14 protein-coding genes are annotated in these 16,975 nt (G+C 70.4%); 13 read left to right on the forward strand and 1 reads right to left on the reverse strand.

All coding sequences use genetic code 11. The annotated features are described in order from the left end of the window. Positions 1-2 precede the first annotated feature (2 nt). From ACAV_RS16040 to ACAV_RS16100, 13 genes are all read left to right on the forward strand, one after another. The gene (locus ACAV_RS16040; RefSeq protein WP_013595627.1) at positions 3-371 is read left to right on the forward strand and encodes a hypothetical protein; all 369 of its coding nucleotides are present in this window, start codon (positions 3-5) and stop codon (positions 369-371) included. A 148-nt stretch (positions 372-519) separates the two neighbouring features. Further along, the gene (locus ACAV_RS16045; RefSeq protein ID WP_013595628.1) at positions 520-1,494 is read left to right on the forward strand and encodes a homoserine kinase; all 975 of its coding nucleotides are present in this window, start codon (positions 520-522) and stop codon (positions 1,492-1,494) included. Positions 1,495-1,712: 218 nt separating this feature from the next. Beyond that, entirely contained in the window at positions 1,713-2,528 is an 816-nt protein-coding gene (locus tag ACAV_RS16050; protein ID WP_013595629.1) for a BPSS1780 family membrane protein, read from the forward strand. Positions 2,529-2,701: 173 nt separating this feature from the next. After that, positions 2,702-4,648 (forward strand): PhoX family protein, encoded by a 1,947-nt coding sequence (locus ACAV_RS16055; protein WP_013595630.1) that lies wholly within the window; start codon positions 2,702-2,704, stop codon positions 4,646-4,648. Positions 4,649-4,983: 335 nt separating this feature from the next. Beyond that, complete coding sequence (locus ACAV_RS16060) at positions 4,984-6,213, forward strand: imelysin family protein (protein WP_013595631.1); 1,230 nt, start codon at positions 4,984-4,986, stop codon at positions 6,211-6,213. 14 nt (positions 6,214-6,227) lie between these two features. Next, positions 6,228-7,721: a di-heme oxidoreductase family protein gene (locus tag ACAV_RS16065; RefSeq protein ID WP_013595632.1), complete on the forward strand. Its 1,494-nt coding sequence runs from the start codon at positions 6,228-6,230 to the stop codon at positions 7,719-7,721. Beyond that, positions 7,718-8,845 (forward strand): imelysin family protein, encoded by a 1,128-nt coding sequence (locus ACAV_RS16070; protein ID WP_013595633.1) that lies wholly within the window; start codon positions 7,718-7,720, stop codon positions 8,843-8,845. Before ACAV_RS16065 ends, ACAV_RS16070 begins: the two co-directional genes overlap by 4 nt. Then, positions 8,829-10,022 carry a DUF1513 domain-containing protein gene (locus ACAV_RS16075; protein WP_013595634.1) on the forward strand — a complete coding sequence of 398 codons (1,194 nt, stop codon included), beginning with the start codon at positions 8,829-8,831 and terminating at the stop codon, positions 10,020-10,022. The genes ACAV_RS16070 and ACAV_RS16075 overlap by 17 nt, the downstream gene beginning before the upstream one ends. Positions 10,023-10,143: 121 nt before the next feature. After that, complete coding sequence (locus ACAV_RS16080) at positions 10,144-10,962, forward strand: hypothetical protein (protein ID WP_013595635.1); 819 nt, start codon at positions 10,144-10,146, stop codon at positions 10,960-10,962. A 23-nt stretch (positions 10,963-10,985) separates the two neighbouring features. Further along, positions 10,986-11,840: an aspartyl/asparaginyl beta-hydroxylase domain-containing protein gene (locus ACAV_RS16085; RefSeq protein WP_013595636.1), complete on the forward strand. Its 855-nt coding sequence runs from the start codon at positions 10,986-10,988 to the stop codon at positions 11,838-11,840. Beyond that, on the forward strand, positions 11,828-12,835 hold the full coding sequence (locus ACAV_RS16090) for a sulfotransferase family protein (RefSeq protein ID WP_013595637.1): 1,008 nt from the start codon (positions 11,828-11,830) through the stop codon (positions 12,833-12,835). The genes ACAV_RS16085 and ACAV_RS16090 overlap by 13 nt, the downstream gene beginning before the upstream one ends. Further along, on the forward strand, positions 12,832-13,887 hold the full coding sequence (locus tag ACAV_RS16095) for an ABC transporter substrate-binding protein (RefSeq protein WP_013595638.1): 1,056 nt from the start codon (positions 12,832-12,834) through the stop codon (positions 13,885-13,887). The genes ACAV_RS16090 and ACAV_RS16095 overlap by 4 nt, the downstream gene beginning before the upstream one ends. A 16-nt stretch (positions 13,888-13,903) precedes the next feature. Then, entirely contained in the window at positions 13,904-14,437 is a 534-nt protein-coding gene (locus tag ACAV_RS16100; RefSeq protein ID WP_013595639.1) for a phage tail protein, read from the forward strand. Positions 14,438-14,473: 36 nt separating this feature from the next. Here ACAV_RS16100 and ACAV_RS16105 read toward each other — a convergent pair whose 3' ends face one another. Next, complete coding sequence (locus ACAV_RS16105) at positions 14,474-16,930, reverse strand: UvrD-helicase domain-containing protein (RefSeq protein ID WP_013595640.1); 2,457 nt, start codon at positions 16,928-16,930, stop codon at positions 14,474-14,476. Positions 16,931-16,975: the final 45 nt, after the last annotated feature.

A 16,975-nucleotide genomic window follows, 5' to 3' on the forward strand; every position in this document is an offset into this window, starting at 1 on the left:
CCATGCGCGCCGCCACCACTCTCCTCCTCCTGGCGCTGGCCTCCGGGCCGGCCCTTGCCCAGACTCCCGCCCCTTCGCCCGCCCCGCAGGCCGCCCCCGCGGCCGACGCGCAACCCGGTGCCGCGGCGGATGCCGAGCCGGGCCGGCGCAACCAGCGCGTGGAGCGCATCCGCATCGAGGATGAAGGCAGCCGCGTGGACGAACTGCGCGTGGGCGGGCAGACGCAGAGCATCACGGTGCAGCCCAAGGCCGGCACCACCATGCCCGAATACGAAGTGCAGCCGCCCGACGGCGTGCGCGCGCGGCCCGGCAGCCGCAACGGCGCTGAAACCATCACCAGCCCGCGGGTCTGGAACGTCATGAAGTTCTGAGCCCGGCCCGGGCACAGCCGCCCCGGCTCTGCCCTCCGCCCGCGGCGGGCACGCCCTCCTTCCCGCAGGGCGCCTGCCGCGCCATCCGGCCCCGGCGGCCCGCCCGCCTTTTTTCCTTCCGTCCTCCCGCTCTTCTCCCCGCCAAGCAATGGCCGTTTTCACCGAAGTCTCCAAGAAAGAGGCGCGCGATCTGCTGCGCCGTTTGCAGCTGGGCACCCTGGAGTCGCTGCGCGGCATCGAAGGCGGCATCGAGAACACCAACTATTTCCTCACCAGCGACCAGGGCGAATACGTGCTCACGCTGTTCGAGCGCCTGACCGCCGAGCAGCTGCCGTTCTACCTGCACCTGATGAAGCACCTCGCGCAGGCGGGGATGCCCGTGCCGGACCCGCGTGGCGACCGCCATGGAAACATCCTGCACACTGTCGCGGGCAAGCCTGCCGCCGTAGTGAACAAGCTGCCAGGCAGGAGCCAGCTCGCGCCCGAACCGGTGCACTGCGCGGCGGTGGGCGGCATGCTGGCCCGCATGCACCTGGCCGGGCGGGACTACGAGCGCCGGCAGCCCAACCTGCGCGGCCTGGCCTGGTGGAACGAGACGGTGCCGGTGGTGCTGCCCCACATCGGCGAGTCCCAGCGCACCCTGCTGCGCTCCGAGCTGGCCTACCAGAACCACGTCGCCGCATCCGCGGGCTACGCGGCGTTGCCGCGCGGCCCGGTCCATGCCGACCTGTTCCGCGACAACGCCATGTTTGACGGCGAGGTCCTGACCGGCTTCTTCGACTTCTATTTCGCGGGGGTGGACACGTGGCTGTTCGACCTGGCGGTGTGCCTGAACGACTGGTGCATCGACTGGCCCACCGGCCTCCATGCGCCCGGGCGCGCCACGGCCATGCTGGATGCCTACCAGGCGGTGCGGCCGCTCTCGGCCGACGAGCGGGCCCTGCTGCCCGCGATGCTGCGCGCGGGTGCGCTGCGCTTCTGGATCTCCCGCCTGTGGGATTTCCACCTGCCGCGCGAGGCCAGCCTGCTCACGCCGCACGATCCCACCCACTTCGAGCGGGTGCTGCGCGGCCGCATCGCGCAGCCCCTGCATGTGCGCGCGGGCGGCGGATTCGCGGAGTGAGCGCCCCGGCCGCCGGCCACCGTGGCGGCGCGGCCACATGAAACCCGCCGGCGCGCCCGGAAACCCGTGCCGCCCCGGCCCATTCGTCCCTTCGGCGCGACAATCCTCCTGAACCACGCGCCGCGGCATGCCCTGGAGCCATGCCCGCCGGCGCGACCGCGCCTCCCGCGAAGCGCCCAGCCACTGCCCGACGGGCGTAACACGCACACTGCACCGCCATGAAACTGCACATCGTCCCTGCCCGCGCCGGCCTGGAATGGGTCCGCCTCGGCATCCGCATCTTCTGGCGCCAGCCGATGGCGCTGGCGGCCCTGTTCTTCCTGACCATGGCGGCGATGTCCATCGCCACGCTGCTGCCGCTCGTCGGGCCCGCCGTGGCCCTGGCACTGCTGCCCTCCGCCACGCTGGCCATGATGGTGGCCGCCGGCGACGCCACGCAGGGCCGCTTCCCCACCCCGGCACTGCTGCTGGTGGCCTTCCGCACCGGCCGGCAGCGCCTGCGCTCCATGCTCATGCTCGGCGCGCTCTACGCCGTGGGCTTCCTCGCCGTCATGGCCATCTCCGCGCTGCTGGACGGCGGACAGTTCGCCCGCGTGTACCTGGGCGGCGAGGAACTCACGCGCGAAATGGCCGAGCTGCCGCAGTTCCAGGCGGCGATGTGGCTCGCGCTGGCGCTCTACGTGCCGCTGTCGCTGCTCTTCTGGCACGCGCCCGGCCTGGTGCACTGGCACGGCGTGCCGCCGGTGAAGGCGCTGTTCTTCAGCATCGTCGCCTGCCTGCGCAATATCGGCGCATTCACCGTATATGGCCTGGCATGGACGGGGGTCTTCCTGGGCGCGGGCATCGCCGCCAGCGTGTTCGTGACGCTGCTGGCCCTCATGGGCCTGGGCAGCGCGCTCGCGGCCGGCATCATGGTCGGCACGGCCATGCTGCTGGCGGCGATGTTCTTCACCTCCGTGGTGTTCTCGTTCCGCGACTGCTTCGAGCCGCCGGAACGCCCGGCCGCCCTGCCCGAGAGCCCAGCCGCCGCCTGAGCCCTCGCGGTCACGCTTTCGTCACGAAAGCGTCAAATCCCCGTCATCTCGGATTCCTAGCATCCCGGTCCGGAGACAGGCCCGGGTACGCCCGGCCTGCCCATCGAGAGGCCCGCTGCGCGTTCACGTATCGGCGGCGCCCATACAGCAGACCGACCCATCCGGAATCCAAGATGTCCCACACCCCGATGCCCTCCCGCCGCAAAGCCCTGCAATTCCTGGCCGGCATGCCCCTGCTGCCCCTGGGCGCCAGCGCATCCGCAGCTTCCATGCTGGCCGCCTGCGGTGGCGGCAGCGATGGAGCGCTCTCCTCCTACGCCTCGACCAGCTTCAGCTCCATGGCCGCGCCCACCCTGGCGCAACCGGCCGCCATGGCCACCACCACCGTGGGCTCCACGATGAGCGTGAAGTTCACCAATGGCAGCGCGGCCAACTACCAGCTGGCCTACCAGCCCTTCTTCATGACGGGCGACCAGGTGCCCAGCACGGCCGGCGGCACCATCCTGGCCGGCGGCTACTTCGACATCAACAACAAGCCGATCATCGACGCGTCGGTGCCCGGCAAGGAGCGCCCCTTCTTCTCCGACTGCCCCGATGGCACCTCGCTGCTGAAGCTGGACAACGCCAGCGTGTCGGGTGTCAAGGGCAACCCGGTGTTCGCCGTGGTGCAGTTCGAGTACACCACCCGCAACCAGGCCCAGGCATCGATGTACGGCCTGCTGCCCTCGCCCATCGCCGTGCTGACGCTGGACCAGGACCCGGCCACCGGCAAGCTGACCCTGGTCAAGTACCACAACGTGGACACGTCCGGCGTGAAGGGCCTGTGGATCACCTGCGGCGCCAGCCTCTCTCCCTGGAACACCCACCTGTCCAGCGAAGAGTACGAGCCCGACGCCACGCTGGCCACCAACGCCCAGCTGCAGGGCTTCAGCAAGGCGCTGTTCGGCGACGCCGCCAAGGCCAATCCCTACGACTACGGCCACATGCCCGAAGTGACCGTCAACCCCGACGGCACCGGCAGCATCAAGAAGCACTATTGCATGGGCCGCATCTCGCATGAACTCGTGCAGGTCATGCCCGACAACCGCACCGCCCTGATGGGCGACGATGCCACCAACGGCGGCCTGTTCATGTTCGTGGCGGACAAGGAAAAGGATCTCTCCGCCGGCACGCTGTACGTGGGCAAGTGGAAGCAGACCTCCGGCAAGGGCCCCGGTGCCGGCGACATCAGCTGGATCAACCTCGGCCATGCGACCAGCGCCGAGATCAAGGCCCTGGTCGATGGCGGCATCAAGGCCTCCGACATCATGGACGTGAAGACCAGCGACCCGTCCGACAGCAGCTACACGCAGATCTTCTTCAGCGGCAAGAAGAACTGGGTCAAGCTCAAGCCCGGCATGGAAAAGGCTGCCGCCTTCCTGGAAACCCATCGCTACGCCGCGCTCAAGGGCGCGTCGATGGGCTTCACCAAGATGGAAGGCACGACGGTCAACATCAAGGACAAGAAGGCCTATTCCGCCATGTCCTACGTGCAGACCAGCATGCTCAAGGGCAACGCCGCCAACCAGGGCGACATCCAGGTCGAGGGCCCCAAGGCGGGCGCCGTGTACGAGCACACCCTCACGGGCGGCCAGAAGGACACGTCGGGCAACGCCATCAACAGCGAATGGGTGTCCGTGCACATGGAAGCACCGGCCGCGCTCATCGGAGAAGATCTGGCCAAGGCCGACGCGCTGGGCAACCTGGCCAACGCCGACAAGATCGCCAATCCCGACAACATCAAGTTCGCGGAAAAGCTGCGCACCCTGTTCATCGGCGAAGACAGCGGCATGCACGTGAACAACTTCCTGTGGGCCTACAACGTCGACACGAAGCAGCTCAGCCGCGTGCTGTCGGTGCCCGCGGGCGCCGAATCCACCGGCCTGCAGGCCGTGGACGAGATCAACGGCTGGACTTACGTCATGAGCAACTTCCAGCATCCCGGCGACTGGGAAACCCCGCTGCACGACAACGTCAAGGCCACGCTGGATCCGCTGGTGCGCGCCAACTACAAGGACCGCTTCGGCGCCTCGGTCGGATACCTGACCGCCACCAGCACGCAGATGAGCCTGAAGGGCTGACGGGCCGGGCGGCCCGCGCCTGCTGCGCCAGGCCGTGCAACCCATTCGAAAGCGAGGCTTCCGCCTCGCTTTTTTCATTGCGGCGGCGGCCTCTCCCACCAGGGCGCGGGAGGTCGATTCATCCCGGTGAAACGCGCGGTCATTACCAATGATAATCAATATCATTCCTATAATGCGCCGCGCCGCCCGTCCACGATGGCCGGCACCACCGGGGCCCGTGCCGCTGCGCACAGGTCCGGACGCAGGCCGTCCCGGCCGCGGCTTTTCGCGCCGCCATCCCGGGACGGACCGGGGAGCCACGCTCCCGCCTTCAACGATCTTCCCGAGGAGAAGCCATGACCACCATCCCGTTCCACACCACCGCCCTCGCCAGCCTGCTGGCGATCGCCGCGCTCGGCGCCACGGCTCCCGCCAGCGCCCAGGCGCCGGGTGGCGCCGGTACGGATGTGGCGCAGGCGGGCGGGAAGCAGGCTACTTCCGCCACCCCCGCCGCCGTGGCGGCGCACTACGCCGTGCTGGTGCACGCGAACTACGAGGACACGCTGAATGCCGCCAGGACGATGCAGGCCGCCATCAAGGCCTTCACCGCAAGGCCGTCGGCGGAGACCCTGGCCGAGGCGCGCAAGACCTGGCTGGCCGCGCGCGAGTTCTACGGGCAGACCGAGGCGTTCCGCTTCTACGGCGGCCCCATCGACGACGACAAGGGCCCCGAAGGCCAGCTCAACGCCTGGCCCATGGACGAATCCTACGTGGACAGCGTGGAAGGCAGGCCCGATTCCGGCCTGGTGAATGACCGCAAGTTCGCCATCACCAAGAAGAATCTGGCCGCGCAGAACGAGCGCGGCGGCGAGGAGAACGTCGCCACGGGCTGGCACGCCATCGAGTTCTTCCTGTGGGGGCAGGACCTGTCCGAGACCGGCCCGGGGGACCGCAATTTCGAGGACTTCGTGGACGGCAAGGGCCGCAATGCCGACCGCCGCCGCCAGTACCTGAACGTGGTCACCGACCTGCTCATCGACGACCTGGCTTCGCTCGTCAAGGCCTGGGACCCGAAAACGCCGAACAACTACCGCGCGAAGTTCGTGAAGGGCGGCCAGGAATCGGTGCGCAAGATGCTGGTGGGCCTGGGCTCGCTGTCCCGCGGCGAACTGGCCGGAGAGCGGCTGGAAGTGGCCCTCAACAGCCAGGACCAGGAGGACGAGCACTCCTGCTTCTCCGACAACACCCACCGGGACGCCGTGACCAATGCCCTGGGCATCCGGAACGTCTGGCTCGGCGAGTACCGGCGTGCCGACGGCAGCCTGGTGCAGGGTGCTTCGCTGCGGGACCTCGTCGCCGCGAAGGACGCCGCGCTGGCCGACCGGACCACGCAGCAGATCGCCGCCTCCGTGAAGGCCGCCGAGGGCATCCAGGCCCCCTTCGACCGCGAGATCATCGGCGGCAAGGACGCCCCGGGCCGCCTGCGCATCCAGAAGACCATCGACAGCCTCACGCAGCAGAGCAAGGATCTCGTGGAGGCCGCCAACGCCATCGGCATCACCAAGCTGACCCTCGTGCAACCGTGAAGGCGATGCGCGACATGACCCCTCCGCAGACTGCGCCAGGGCGGCAGCGCGCGCTCTGGCCGGCCGTTACCCTGGCAGGCTCCGGCCTGGCCGCCGCGGGTGCCCTGCTGCTGGCCGGCGGCGCCGCGGCCGGCGACCCGCCCGACCCGCTCGGGGAGAAGACCGGCGGCGACACCACGGTCTATGCCACCGGCCGCAATGCCTTCTCGTTCCCTGCAGCCAACCTGGAGGACGCGGAACGCACGCGCTTCGTGATCGGCAATTCGTTCTTCAAGCGCAACTGGGTGGAAGCCGGCGCCTCGACCAAGGCGCGCGACGGCCTGGGCCCGCATTTCATCGCGCGCTCCTGCGGCGGCTGCCACGTGCAGGATGGCCGCGGCGAGCCGCCGGAGATATTCAACCGCCTGGGCGAAACGCGGGACCCGATCGTCTCGCTGCTCATCCGCCTGTCGATTCCCGGCACCGACCCGCACGGCGGCCCCAACCCGGAGCCGGTGTATGGCGACCAGCTCAACACGGCGGCCGTGCAGGGCGTGAAGCCCGAGGGCACGGTCACGCTGCGCTACGAGACCGTCAAGGGCAGCTTCGCCGACGGCACGCCCTACACCCTGCTGAAGCCGCACTACGGCGTGCGCGACCTGGGCTACGGGCCGCTGCATGCCGGCACCATGCTCAGCCCGCGCATCGCGCCGCAGGTCATCGGCGTGGGGCTGCTGGAGGCAATCGACGAGGCCGACATCCTCGCCAACGCGGCCGACCAGACGGCCGCGCCCGGCCCGGTCAAGGGACGGCCCAACCATGTCTGGGATGCACCGTCGGGCCGCAAGATGCTGGGCCGCTTCGGCTGGAAGGCCAACGTGGCCACCCTCGCGCACCAGACGGGTGGTGCCTTCGTCGGTGACATGGGCATCACCTCCCGGCACTTTCCGAGCGAGCACTGCACCACCACGCAGGTGGACTGCGGCGCAGCGCCCAGCGGCCGCAGCGCGGGCGCGCGCGGCCAGGAAGGCGTGGAGATCGACGACAAGACCTTCGACGACGTGGTCTTCTACCAGGCCACGCTGGCCCCGCCCGCGCGCCGCGACGTGAACGACGCCACCGTGCTGCGCGGCCAGGCGCTGTTCGCCCAGGCCCAGTGCGCCGCCTGCCACCGCCCGAGCTACGTCACGAAGGAAGGCCCGTTTCCCCGGCTGACCAGCAAGGCCCTGTCGGGCCAGCGGATCTGGCCCTACACCGATCTGCTGCTGCACGACATGGGCGAGGGCCTGGCCGACGGGCGGCCCGACTTCCTGGCCAGCGGCCGGCAGTGGCGCACGCCGCCGCTATGGGGCATCGGGCTCATCAAGGACGTGAACGGCCACACCCGGCTGCTGCACGACGGCCGCGCGCGCGGCGTGCTGGAGGCCATCCTCTGGCACGGCGGCGAGGCGGAAGAAGCGAAGCAGAACGTGCTGAAGATGGACAAGGCCGAGCGCGATGCGCTGGTCCGATTCGTGGAGTCCCTATGACCGCATCCCTCGAACTTCTTACCGCCCTGCGCCGCCGTGGCGCGCCGGCCCTGTGGGCCGCGGGTGCCGCGCTGCTGTCAGCGGGCGCGCAGGCCCAGGCCCCGGTCGACTGGCGCCACGATGCCGTGCCGTTCTACGACACCACGCACGCGCTGCAGGGGCTCTACACCCACTGGGGCCTGCCGCGCGCCACGGAGTTCGCCCAGGCATCGGGCGCCCTGCCCCCGGCGCTGCGCGCGCTCTGCTCCGCCGCGCCCGACGGCTCGTCCGCAGCGCTGGCCGGCGCGCGCCAGGCGTGGCAGCGCGCCATGCTGGCCTGGGAGAGTCTCTCCGCCGTGGCCGTCGGCCCGGTGGTGGCGCGCCGCGCACAGCGCCAGATCGACTTCATGCCCACGCGCCCGCAGCTCATCGAGCGCGCGATCAAGGCGCAGCCGCAGGGCGCCACGGCCTTCGAGCGCGTGGGCACGCCGGCCAAGGGCCTGCCTGCGCTCGAATGGCTGCTGTGGACCCAGCCGGCGCAGCCCGCCTCGCCCGCCTGCAGCTATGCGGTGGAAGTCGCGCTCGACGTGGAGCGCGAAGCCGTGGCCCAGCAGGCCGCGTTCAGCGAAGCCTCGCAAACCGACTGGGCCGCCGAGGACCAGCAAGAGCGCTCCGCCCAGGCCATGGGCGAATTCATCAACCAGTGGGTGGGCGGCATCGAGCGCCTGCGCTGGGCGCACATGGAAAAGCCCCTGCGTGCCGCCCAGGGCACGCGCGCACCCGATTACCCGCGCGCGGCCAGCGGCCAGGCCGGCGCGGCCTGGAAGGCCGAATGGGCCGCCCTGCGCGCCCTCACGGTGCAGGCGGACGGCACGCCGCCGGTGCAGCCGGGCCAGGGAGCGGTGCCGCTGGAAACCTACCTGCGCGGGCGGGGGCTGAACCCGCTTGCCGACCGGCTGCGCGAGGTGGCCCTGCGCATCGACGCGGCAATGGCGGCCGTCGCCGGTCCGGATGCCGCTGCGGCCGACGGCCCGCGGGTCCTGCAGGCGGCGAAAGAACTCAGTGCCCTCAAGCGGCTCGCCGAAGCCGATGTGGCGCCGGCCCTGCAGGTCAGCATCGGATTCTCGGATGCGGACGGGGATTGACGCAGTGGGCGCATGGAGCACGCGCGGCCATGGCTTCCCGGGCGGGCCTTCGCGGCGATCGGCCCTGCGCACGCTGGCCGGCATCGGCCTTGCCGTGCCGTTGTCCGGTACCTGGAACGGTGCGAGCGCGTCGGGCACGCCCCTGCGGCTCGCGGCCGCCTGGCAGCAGGAGAATGGCAGCTACCGCATCGGACTGCTGGAGGCGCAACCCGGATCCGGCACCGCATTGCGCGCGCTGCATGCGCTGGAGATCCCCACGCGCGCGCACGGCCTGTGCCCGCTGCCCGACGGCAGCATCGTGGCCGCATCGCGCCGCCCGGGCGACTGGCTGCTGCGCTGGTGGCCGGGCACGGCACGCGACCCCGTCTGGCAGTGGACCGACGGCCAGCGCTCGTTCAATGGCCACGTGATCGCGTCACCGGACGCACGGCTGCTGCTCTCCACCGAAACCGAGGCGGACACGGGGCGCAGCCTCGTCGTGGTCCGCGATGCCGCCAGCCTGGAGGTGCGCGCGGAATGGCCCACGCAGGGCATCGATGCGCACGAGCTGATCTGGGACCGGCGAGCGCCGGTGTACGGCATGCCCACCCTGATCGTGGCCAATGGCGGCGTGCCGACGGCCCCCGAGACCGGCCGCGTGAAGCGGGCGCTGGACACCATGGATTCGTCCATCGTGCGGCTGCACGGGGACACGGGCGAAACCCTGGGGCAATGGCGTCTCGGGGACCGCCGCCTGAGCCTGCGCCACCTCGCCTGGAATCCGCGTGCGGACGTACTCGGCATCGCACTGCAAGCCGAGCACGACGGGCAGGACGCGCGCGCGGCGGCACCAGTGCTCGCGCTCTTCGATGGCAAGGTGCTGCGGGCCGCAGAGCCGGCGCCGCAGGGGCTGCCCGGCGGCCTGCGGGGGTACGGAGGCAGCATCGCCGGATTGCCGGAAGGCTGGACCGTCAGCTGCCCCCGCGCCCAGGGCATCGCCGTCTTCGACGCCCGCGGTCGGTGGCAACGGCTCATTCCGCTGCCCGAGGCCTGCGCGCTGGCGGTGCAGGATTCAGCGCTTTGGGCGGCCGGAGTGGAACAGACACTGGAGAATGCGCAGGGCACGGCGCCGCTGCACCACCCCCACGGCCCGTCGCTCGCGGATGCGCGGGTGGACAACCACTGGTACCCCGCCTGATCCATAAATCACGGTCGAGCTACATCCAGAGACACTCATACGGAAAGTTATACAAGGCATTACAACGGCGACCTTTTGCGTAAGGTTTTACTTACACTCCGGCGATTCTGCGAGGTCGCCAATGCCTTTTTCTCCACCCCATCGCATCCGTTTCGCCGCGCTCTGCTGGGCGGGCGCCATGCACTGCCATGCCGTGCTGGCGGCGGACATCCTGCTGGCCCCTCCGCCCAACGGCGGCTTCTCGGTGACCAGCAGCGACAAGACGCAGATCCGGCTGCGCGTGGACGAGGCCTCGGGCACTGTCACGATGCCCGGGCTGGCCTCGGTGCCGCAGCAGGGCACGCCCGTGTGCCATGGTCCGGGCGGCGTGCTCGGCGATTGCAGCGCCGGGGTCGTCGGGGCCACCGGGGCGACCGGAGCCACGGGTGCGACCGGCCCGGCAGGGGCGACCGGCCCCACGGGCAGCGCGGGCCCCACGGGAGCGACAGGCGCTGCGGGGCCCACGGGGGCATCCGGTGCCACTGGAACCATCGGCCCCACGGGTGCGGCCGGCCCTGCCGGGCCCGCAGGTCCGACCGGCCCTACCGGTGCGACGGGAGCGACAGGCACCCAGGGCGGCATCGGTCCGGCCGGGCCCACGGGCGCGACGGGCTCCGTGAGCGCGGCCGTCGCGATCCGGACTTTCACGCTGCCCAACGTGGGCAGCGACACCTGTACAGTCGTGTCCTGCTGCAATCCCGGAGAGAAAGTGCTGGGTGGCGGACACGCCGCGAATACCGGCAGGGCCTCGCCCGAAGATGCAGCCGTCTACGTCGGCGAGAGCCGCCCGGTCGATAGCTGCGGAGGCACCGCAGGTACTCTCGGCTGGTCGGTGAAGATACTCAATTCGTACCGCGCGAACCTGCAGAGCTGCTCCGCCTACGCCATTTGCTCGCAGTAGCGCCAAGCCTTCCGGTTGCCGCGATGACCGAGACCACGCACACGCCCCAGGCCCGGCACGACGCCGCCACGCCAGAGTTCCCGCATGCACGGCGCATTGCCTGCGGCATCGACATGGCCGCCGCACTGGCGGAGATCGATGCATTGCCTGACGCCCAGTGGTGCCCGCATTTCAACCTCGCCAAACACAACGGCGGCTGGCATGTGGCCGCACTGCGCGGCACGCCCCGCTCGCCCCTGGCCGCCGCGCCGGGGGAGTTCTCCGCCGACCTCTACCAGGACGGCGCCGCGATGGCGCAGTGCCCGTCCGTGCGCGCGCTGGTGGCCGCCATCGCGGGCGACGCGCCCCTGAAATCGGTACGGGTGCTGCGGCTGGCGCCCGGAGGCACCATCCTCGAACACACCGATCCAGGGGTCGGCCTGCGGGATGGCGAAGCCCGCCTGCACCTGCCGTTGCGCACGCACGACGAGGTGTTCTTCTACGTGGGCGGCGAGCGCGTTCCCATGCGCGCGGGGGAGTGGTGGTACGCCGATTTTTCCCTGCCCCACCGCGTGGCCAACCGGGGAACCCGCGAGCGCCTGCACCTCGTGGTCGATTGCGCGGCCACGCCAGCGCTGCACAAGGCCATCGCCGCGGGAGATGCGGGCTCGCCGCTGTCCGAAGCGCACGACCCGCAATGGCAGTTCGCACGGTTCCGCCAGGAGGTCTTCGGCGATCCGGCGCTGCAGGAACGCCTGATCGGCATCCGCTCGCGCGAGGATTTCGCACAGGCCTGCGTGCAGCAGGGCCAGGCCCTGGGCCGGTATTTTTCCGAGGCGGAGGTCCTGTCCGCCATGGCCTGCGGGCGCGATGCATGGACGCGGCAATGGATCGTCTGAATTTCGAGGGCTGGTCGCCCATCCGCCTCTACCGGGAACCGGGCGGCGAACTGCTCGTGGACTGGATGCGCGCACCGCCGGAGGTCACGCGCACGCCCTTCTTCGCCGACGGCGTGCAGAACGCGATGCAGTGGCCGTTCCACCAGGCATTCCGCCGGCAGACACCCCTGGCCGACCTGATCGGCTGGGCGCAGGTCTCGCCGGGCCTGCAGCCGTCGGGCATCATCTTCCACGTCTCGCGCTGCGGCTCGACCCTCGTCACCCAGGCCTTCGCGGCGCTCGATGACCACGTGGCCCTGTCGGAGCCACCGCCGCTGGATGACCTGCTGCGTGCGGAACACCGGCTGCCGGGCCTGGACCCGGCCCAGGCACTCGCCGCTGCGCGGGCCTTCGCGAGCGCATGGGCCCAGCCATCGCTGCCCGGACATGAAACCCGGCGAAGCCACCTCGTCATCAAGTGCGACTGCTGGGACACTGCCCTGGCCGGCCGCATCGCCGAAGCCTGGCCCGGTACGCCGTGGCTTTTCCTCTACCGCGATCCGGTGGAGGTGCTGGTGTCGCAGATGCAGCAGCGCGCGGCGTACCTGATCCCCGGCGGACCGCTCGGCGTCAACCCTGCCGATATCTCCTTCGACGAAGCGCTGCGCATGGGCCCGGAGGCCTATTGCGCGCGCAGCCTGGGCAGCATCTATGCCGCGATGGTCCGGGAATTCCGGCCGGGACGCACGCTGCTGCTCGACTACCGGCAACTGCCCGGGGCGATCCTCGACGCCATCGCGCCGCATTTCGGCATGCAGCCCGGCGTGCAGGCCACCGAACGCATGCAGGCCACCTTCGGCGTGCATGCGAAGAATCCCTTGCATCCCTTCACGCCCGACGCCGGACGCAAGCACCGCGAAGCACCGCAGCGGCTGCGCGAGCTGGCACGGGAATGGATCGCCCCGCACTACGATGCCCTGGAGCGGCTGCGTGCCGAAGGAGCGACACTCCCATGACCCTTCCGACCCCCACCCTCGCGCGGCTCGGCCGCCGCGGCTTCCTCGGGGCATCGGCCTCCACCGCCGCAGCCGCCGCCACGGCCAGTGCCCCGGCGGCTGTCCTGGCGGCCGCCTCCGCGGGAACCGGCAGGCCATCCGCCTCCGCGGCGCACCGCACCGTGGGCGTGCTGCTGCCGGAATCGTCCCGCTACCCCACGCTGTCCGCGGAGTTCCTCGCGGGCCTGGACGCCGGGGCCGCCGCCTCCGGCCTGGCATCGCCGCGCTGGCTGCCCCTGCCCTACGGCCGCAGCGTGCGCTCGGCGCTGCGGCAGGCACGCGCCGCCGTGGAAACCGGCACCGTGGATGCACTGGCGGGATGGCTGCCGATGGATGCCGCCATGGAGCTCGCGCCGCTGCTGCAGCAGCGCCAGGTGCCCTTCCTCGCAAGCGATACGGGCGCCGACCGGCTTGCCGACCTCTCTTCCGCGCGGTCACCCTGGTTGGTTCCGCACACGCTTGCGCTGTGGCAATCCTGCGCCGCCCTCGGACAGGAGGCGCCCCGGCGCTGGGGCCCCCGTGCGGTGCTTTGCATGGGCCTGCTCGAAAGCGGATACGACTTTCCGCACGAGTTCCGTGCCGCATTCGAGGCCGCGGGGGGCAAGGTGGCCGCCACCCATGTCTCGGGCCTGCCGGACGGACGACCCGAGTTCGACGGGCTGCGGGCCGCGCTGAAAGGAACGCCAGCCGACTTCGTGGTGGCGCTGTACTCGGGCCGGCAGGCAGAGCGCTTCCGCGCAGCATGGCGGCGCCTCGGCATGCACCGCCAGGGGTCCCTGGTGGGCAGTCCGGTCGCGCTCGAAAGCCCTCTATCCGAATCGCCCCCGGCAGCGGCCCTGCAGTTGGGCACCGATGCAGGGGATCGCCTGGCCCGGTGGCAGGCGGCGGCTCCCGGCGGAGCGCTGGAGGCTATGGCCCCGCTGCATGGTGCTCTCCCGGAACCGGCATCCCAGCCCGCAGCCGCACGCCCGCGCGTGCGCAGTGGCTGGACCAACCCCTATCTCGTGACTTGATGAAGGATAAAAAGACATGGCACTGGATCCATTCATCGGCGAAATCAGCATTTTCGCCGGCAACTACCCTCCCAAGGGCTGGGCGTTCTGCCAGGGGCAAATCCTGTCCATCGCGCAGAACAGCGCGCTCTTTGCCCTGCTGGGCACGACCTATGGAGGCAACGGCGTGACGACGTTCGCGCTGCCCGACCTGCGGGGGCGGATCCCGCTGGGCCCGGGACAGGGCCTGGGATCGCCGACGAACTACATGCAGGGACAGGTGGGTGGGCAGGAGACAGTGACATTGCTGAGCAACCAGATGCCGGCGCATGTGCACACGGCCTCGGTCGCGGTGAGCAGCAGCCAGGGGAACTCCCCGGCCCCCAACGGCCGCTATCTGGCCGCGTCCGACCAGCGCAATGACCAGTACACCGACCAGGGCCCCGACGGCACCCTGGCTGGCGTCACGACCAACGTCGCCGGAAGCAGCATGCCCCACGAGAACATGCCGCCCTACCTCTGCCTCAATTTCATCATCGCCCTGCAGGGCGTGTTCCCGTCGCGCAACTGACCGGCCGGGCCGGCGCGGAAGGCCCCGCCCTCCGCGTCACTCCACCACCGTGAGCTTGGCCACCGACAGCGCCAGCCACTTGGTGCCATGCCGCGGGAAGTTCACCTGCGCACGCGCATCGTCGCCCGAGCCTTCGAGCGACAGCACCTTGCCTTCGCCGAACTTGGTGTGGAACACCGCGAGCCCCACGCGCAGGCCATAGGCCGGCGGCGCCTTCTGCGCCGGCACGGGCGGGCTCGCGAAGGTCTCCGACCTGGCCCCCGACCCGAAGCCGCCCCATGGCGTCCCCGCACTCCCGCCCCGTCCGCCGGACTGCGGCGCGAAGCTGCCGAAGCCCTGCTGCTTGGGCGTGATCCATTTCAGCGCCGCCTCGGGCAGCTCGTCGAAGAACCGGCTCTTGATGTTGTAGCGCGTCTGCCCGTGCAGCAGGCGCGTCTGCGAGTGGCTGAGATAAAGGCGCTTGCGGGCGCGCGTGATCGCCACGTACATCAGGCGGCGCTCTTCCTCGAGGCCGTCCCGGTCGCTCATGGAGTTCTCGTGCGGGAACAGGCCCTCTTCCATGCCGCCGATGAACACGGCATCGAACTCCAGCCCCTTGGACGCGTGCACGGTCATGAGCTGCACGGCATCCTGCCCGGCCTGGGCCTGGTTGTCGCCGGCCTCCAGCGCGGCGTGCGTAAGGAAGGCGGCCAGGGGCGACAGCGTCTCGCCGGTATCGGCGTCCACGCCAACCGGCAGGGGCTCGTCCACCACCGGCAGGGAGGGGTCGATGCCCTGGCTCGCAGGGCTCTGGCGCAGGCTGGCGCCGTGCTCGTCCACCGGCAGCGCGACGGCGTCGCGGCCGAAGCCCTCCTGCGTGACGAAGCTCTCGGCCGCGTTGATCAGTTCGTCCAGGTTCTCCAGCCGGTCCGCGCCTTCCTTCTCGGCGCGGTAGTGCTCCACCAGCCCGCTCGATTCGAGCATCTGGCCGATGATGCCGCGCAGCGTCTGGCCCTGCGTCTGCTCGCGCATCACGTCCACCATGGCGACGAACGCGCCCAGGTTGGCGCCCGCCTTGCCAGGCACGGCGCTCACCGCATCGTGCAGCGAACAGCCGGCCTGCCGCGCCGCGTCCTGCAGCACCTCGACCGTGCGCGCCCCGATGCCGCGCGGCGGGAAGTTCACCACCCGCATGAAGCTCGTGTCGTCGTGCGGGTTCTCCAGCAGGCGCAGGTAGGCCAGCGCATGCTTGATTTCCGCGCGCTCGAAGAAGCGCAGGCCGCCGTACACGCGGTAGGGCACCGCGGCATTGAAGAGCGCCGACTCGATCACCCGGCTCTGCGCGTTGCTGCGGTAGAGCACCGCGATCTCGCGCCGCTCGAAGCCGTCGTTGCGCGCGAGCTGGCGGATCTCGTCCACCATCCATTGCGCCTCCGCCAGGTCGGTGGGCGCTTCATAGACGCGCACGGGCTCGCCGGGCCCCTGCGTGGTGCGCAGGTTCTTGCCCAGGCGGCGGCTGTTGTGGCTGATGAGGGCGTTGGCCGAATCCAGGATGTTGCTGTAGCTGCGGTAGTTCTGCTCCAGCTTGATCTGGTGGCGCACGTCGAACTCGCGCACGAAATCCTGCATGTTGCCCACGCGCGCGCCGCGGAAGGCGTAGATGCTCTGGTCGTCGTCGCCCACGGCCAGCACGCTGCCGTGCGTGACGAGGCGGCCGTCCACCATGTCGCCCGCGATCTGCTTGAGCCAGGCGTATTGCAGCTTGTTCGTGTCCTGGAACTCGTCCACCAGGATGTGCTGGAAGCGCCGCTGGTAATGCGCGCGGATCGGGTCGTTGTCGCGCAGCAGTTCGTAGCTGCGCAGCATCAGTTCGCCGAAATCCACCACGCCCTCGCGCTGGCACTGCTCTTCGTAGAGCTGGTAGAGCTCCACCTTCTTGCGCCCGTCCGCATCGCGCGCATCCACGTCGCCGGGCCGCAGTCCCTCTTCCTTGCAGCCGCTGATGAAGTAGGCCATCTGCTTCGGGGGAAAGCGCTCCTCGTCGATGTTGAACTGCTTGCACAGCCGCTTCACGGCCGAGAGCTGGTCCTGCGTGTCCAGGATCTGGAAGGTGGCGGGCAGCCCTGCCGACTTGTGGTGGGCGCGCAGCAGCCGGTTGCACAGGCCGTGGAAGGTGCCGATCCACATGCCGCGCACGTTCACCGGCAGCATGGCCGAGAGGCGCGCCGTCATTTCCTTCGCAGCCTTGTTGGTGAAGGTGACGGCCAGGATGCCGCCGGGCGAGACGTAGCCGTTCTGCAGCAGCCAGGCGATGCGCGTGGTGAGCACGCGGGTCTTGCCGGAGCCCGCACCGGCCAGGATCAGGGCGTGGCCCGCAGGCAGCGTGACGGCGGCGAGTTGCTCGTCGTTCAGGTTCTGCAGCAGGGGCGACGCGGCGGCCGGCGCGGCCGCGAGGCCCGGCTCGGCAGCACCGAAAGGCGCTGGCGCGCCGGAAAACAGGTCGTGTGGGAGCATCCCGCCATTGTAGGAACCCGGCCGCCTCCGCCCGGCCAGCGGGGT

This window comes from Paracidovorax avenae ATCC 19860, assembly GCF_000176855.2.
Classification (GTDB): Bacteria; Pseudomonadota; Gammaproteobacteria; order Burkholderiales; family Burkholderiaceae_C; genus Paracidovorax; species Paracidovorax avenae.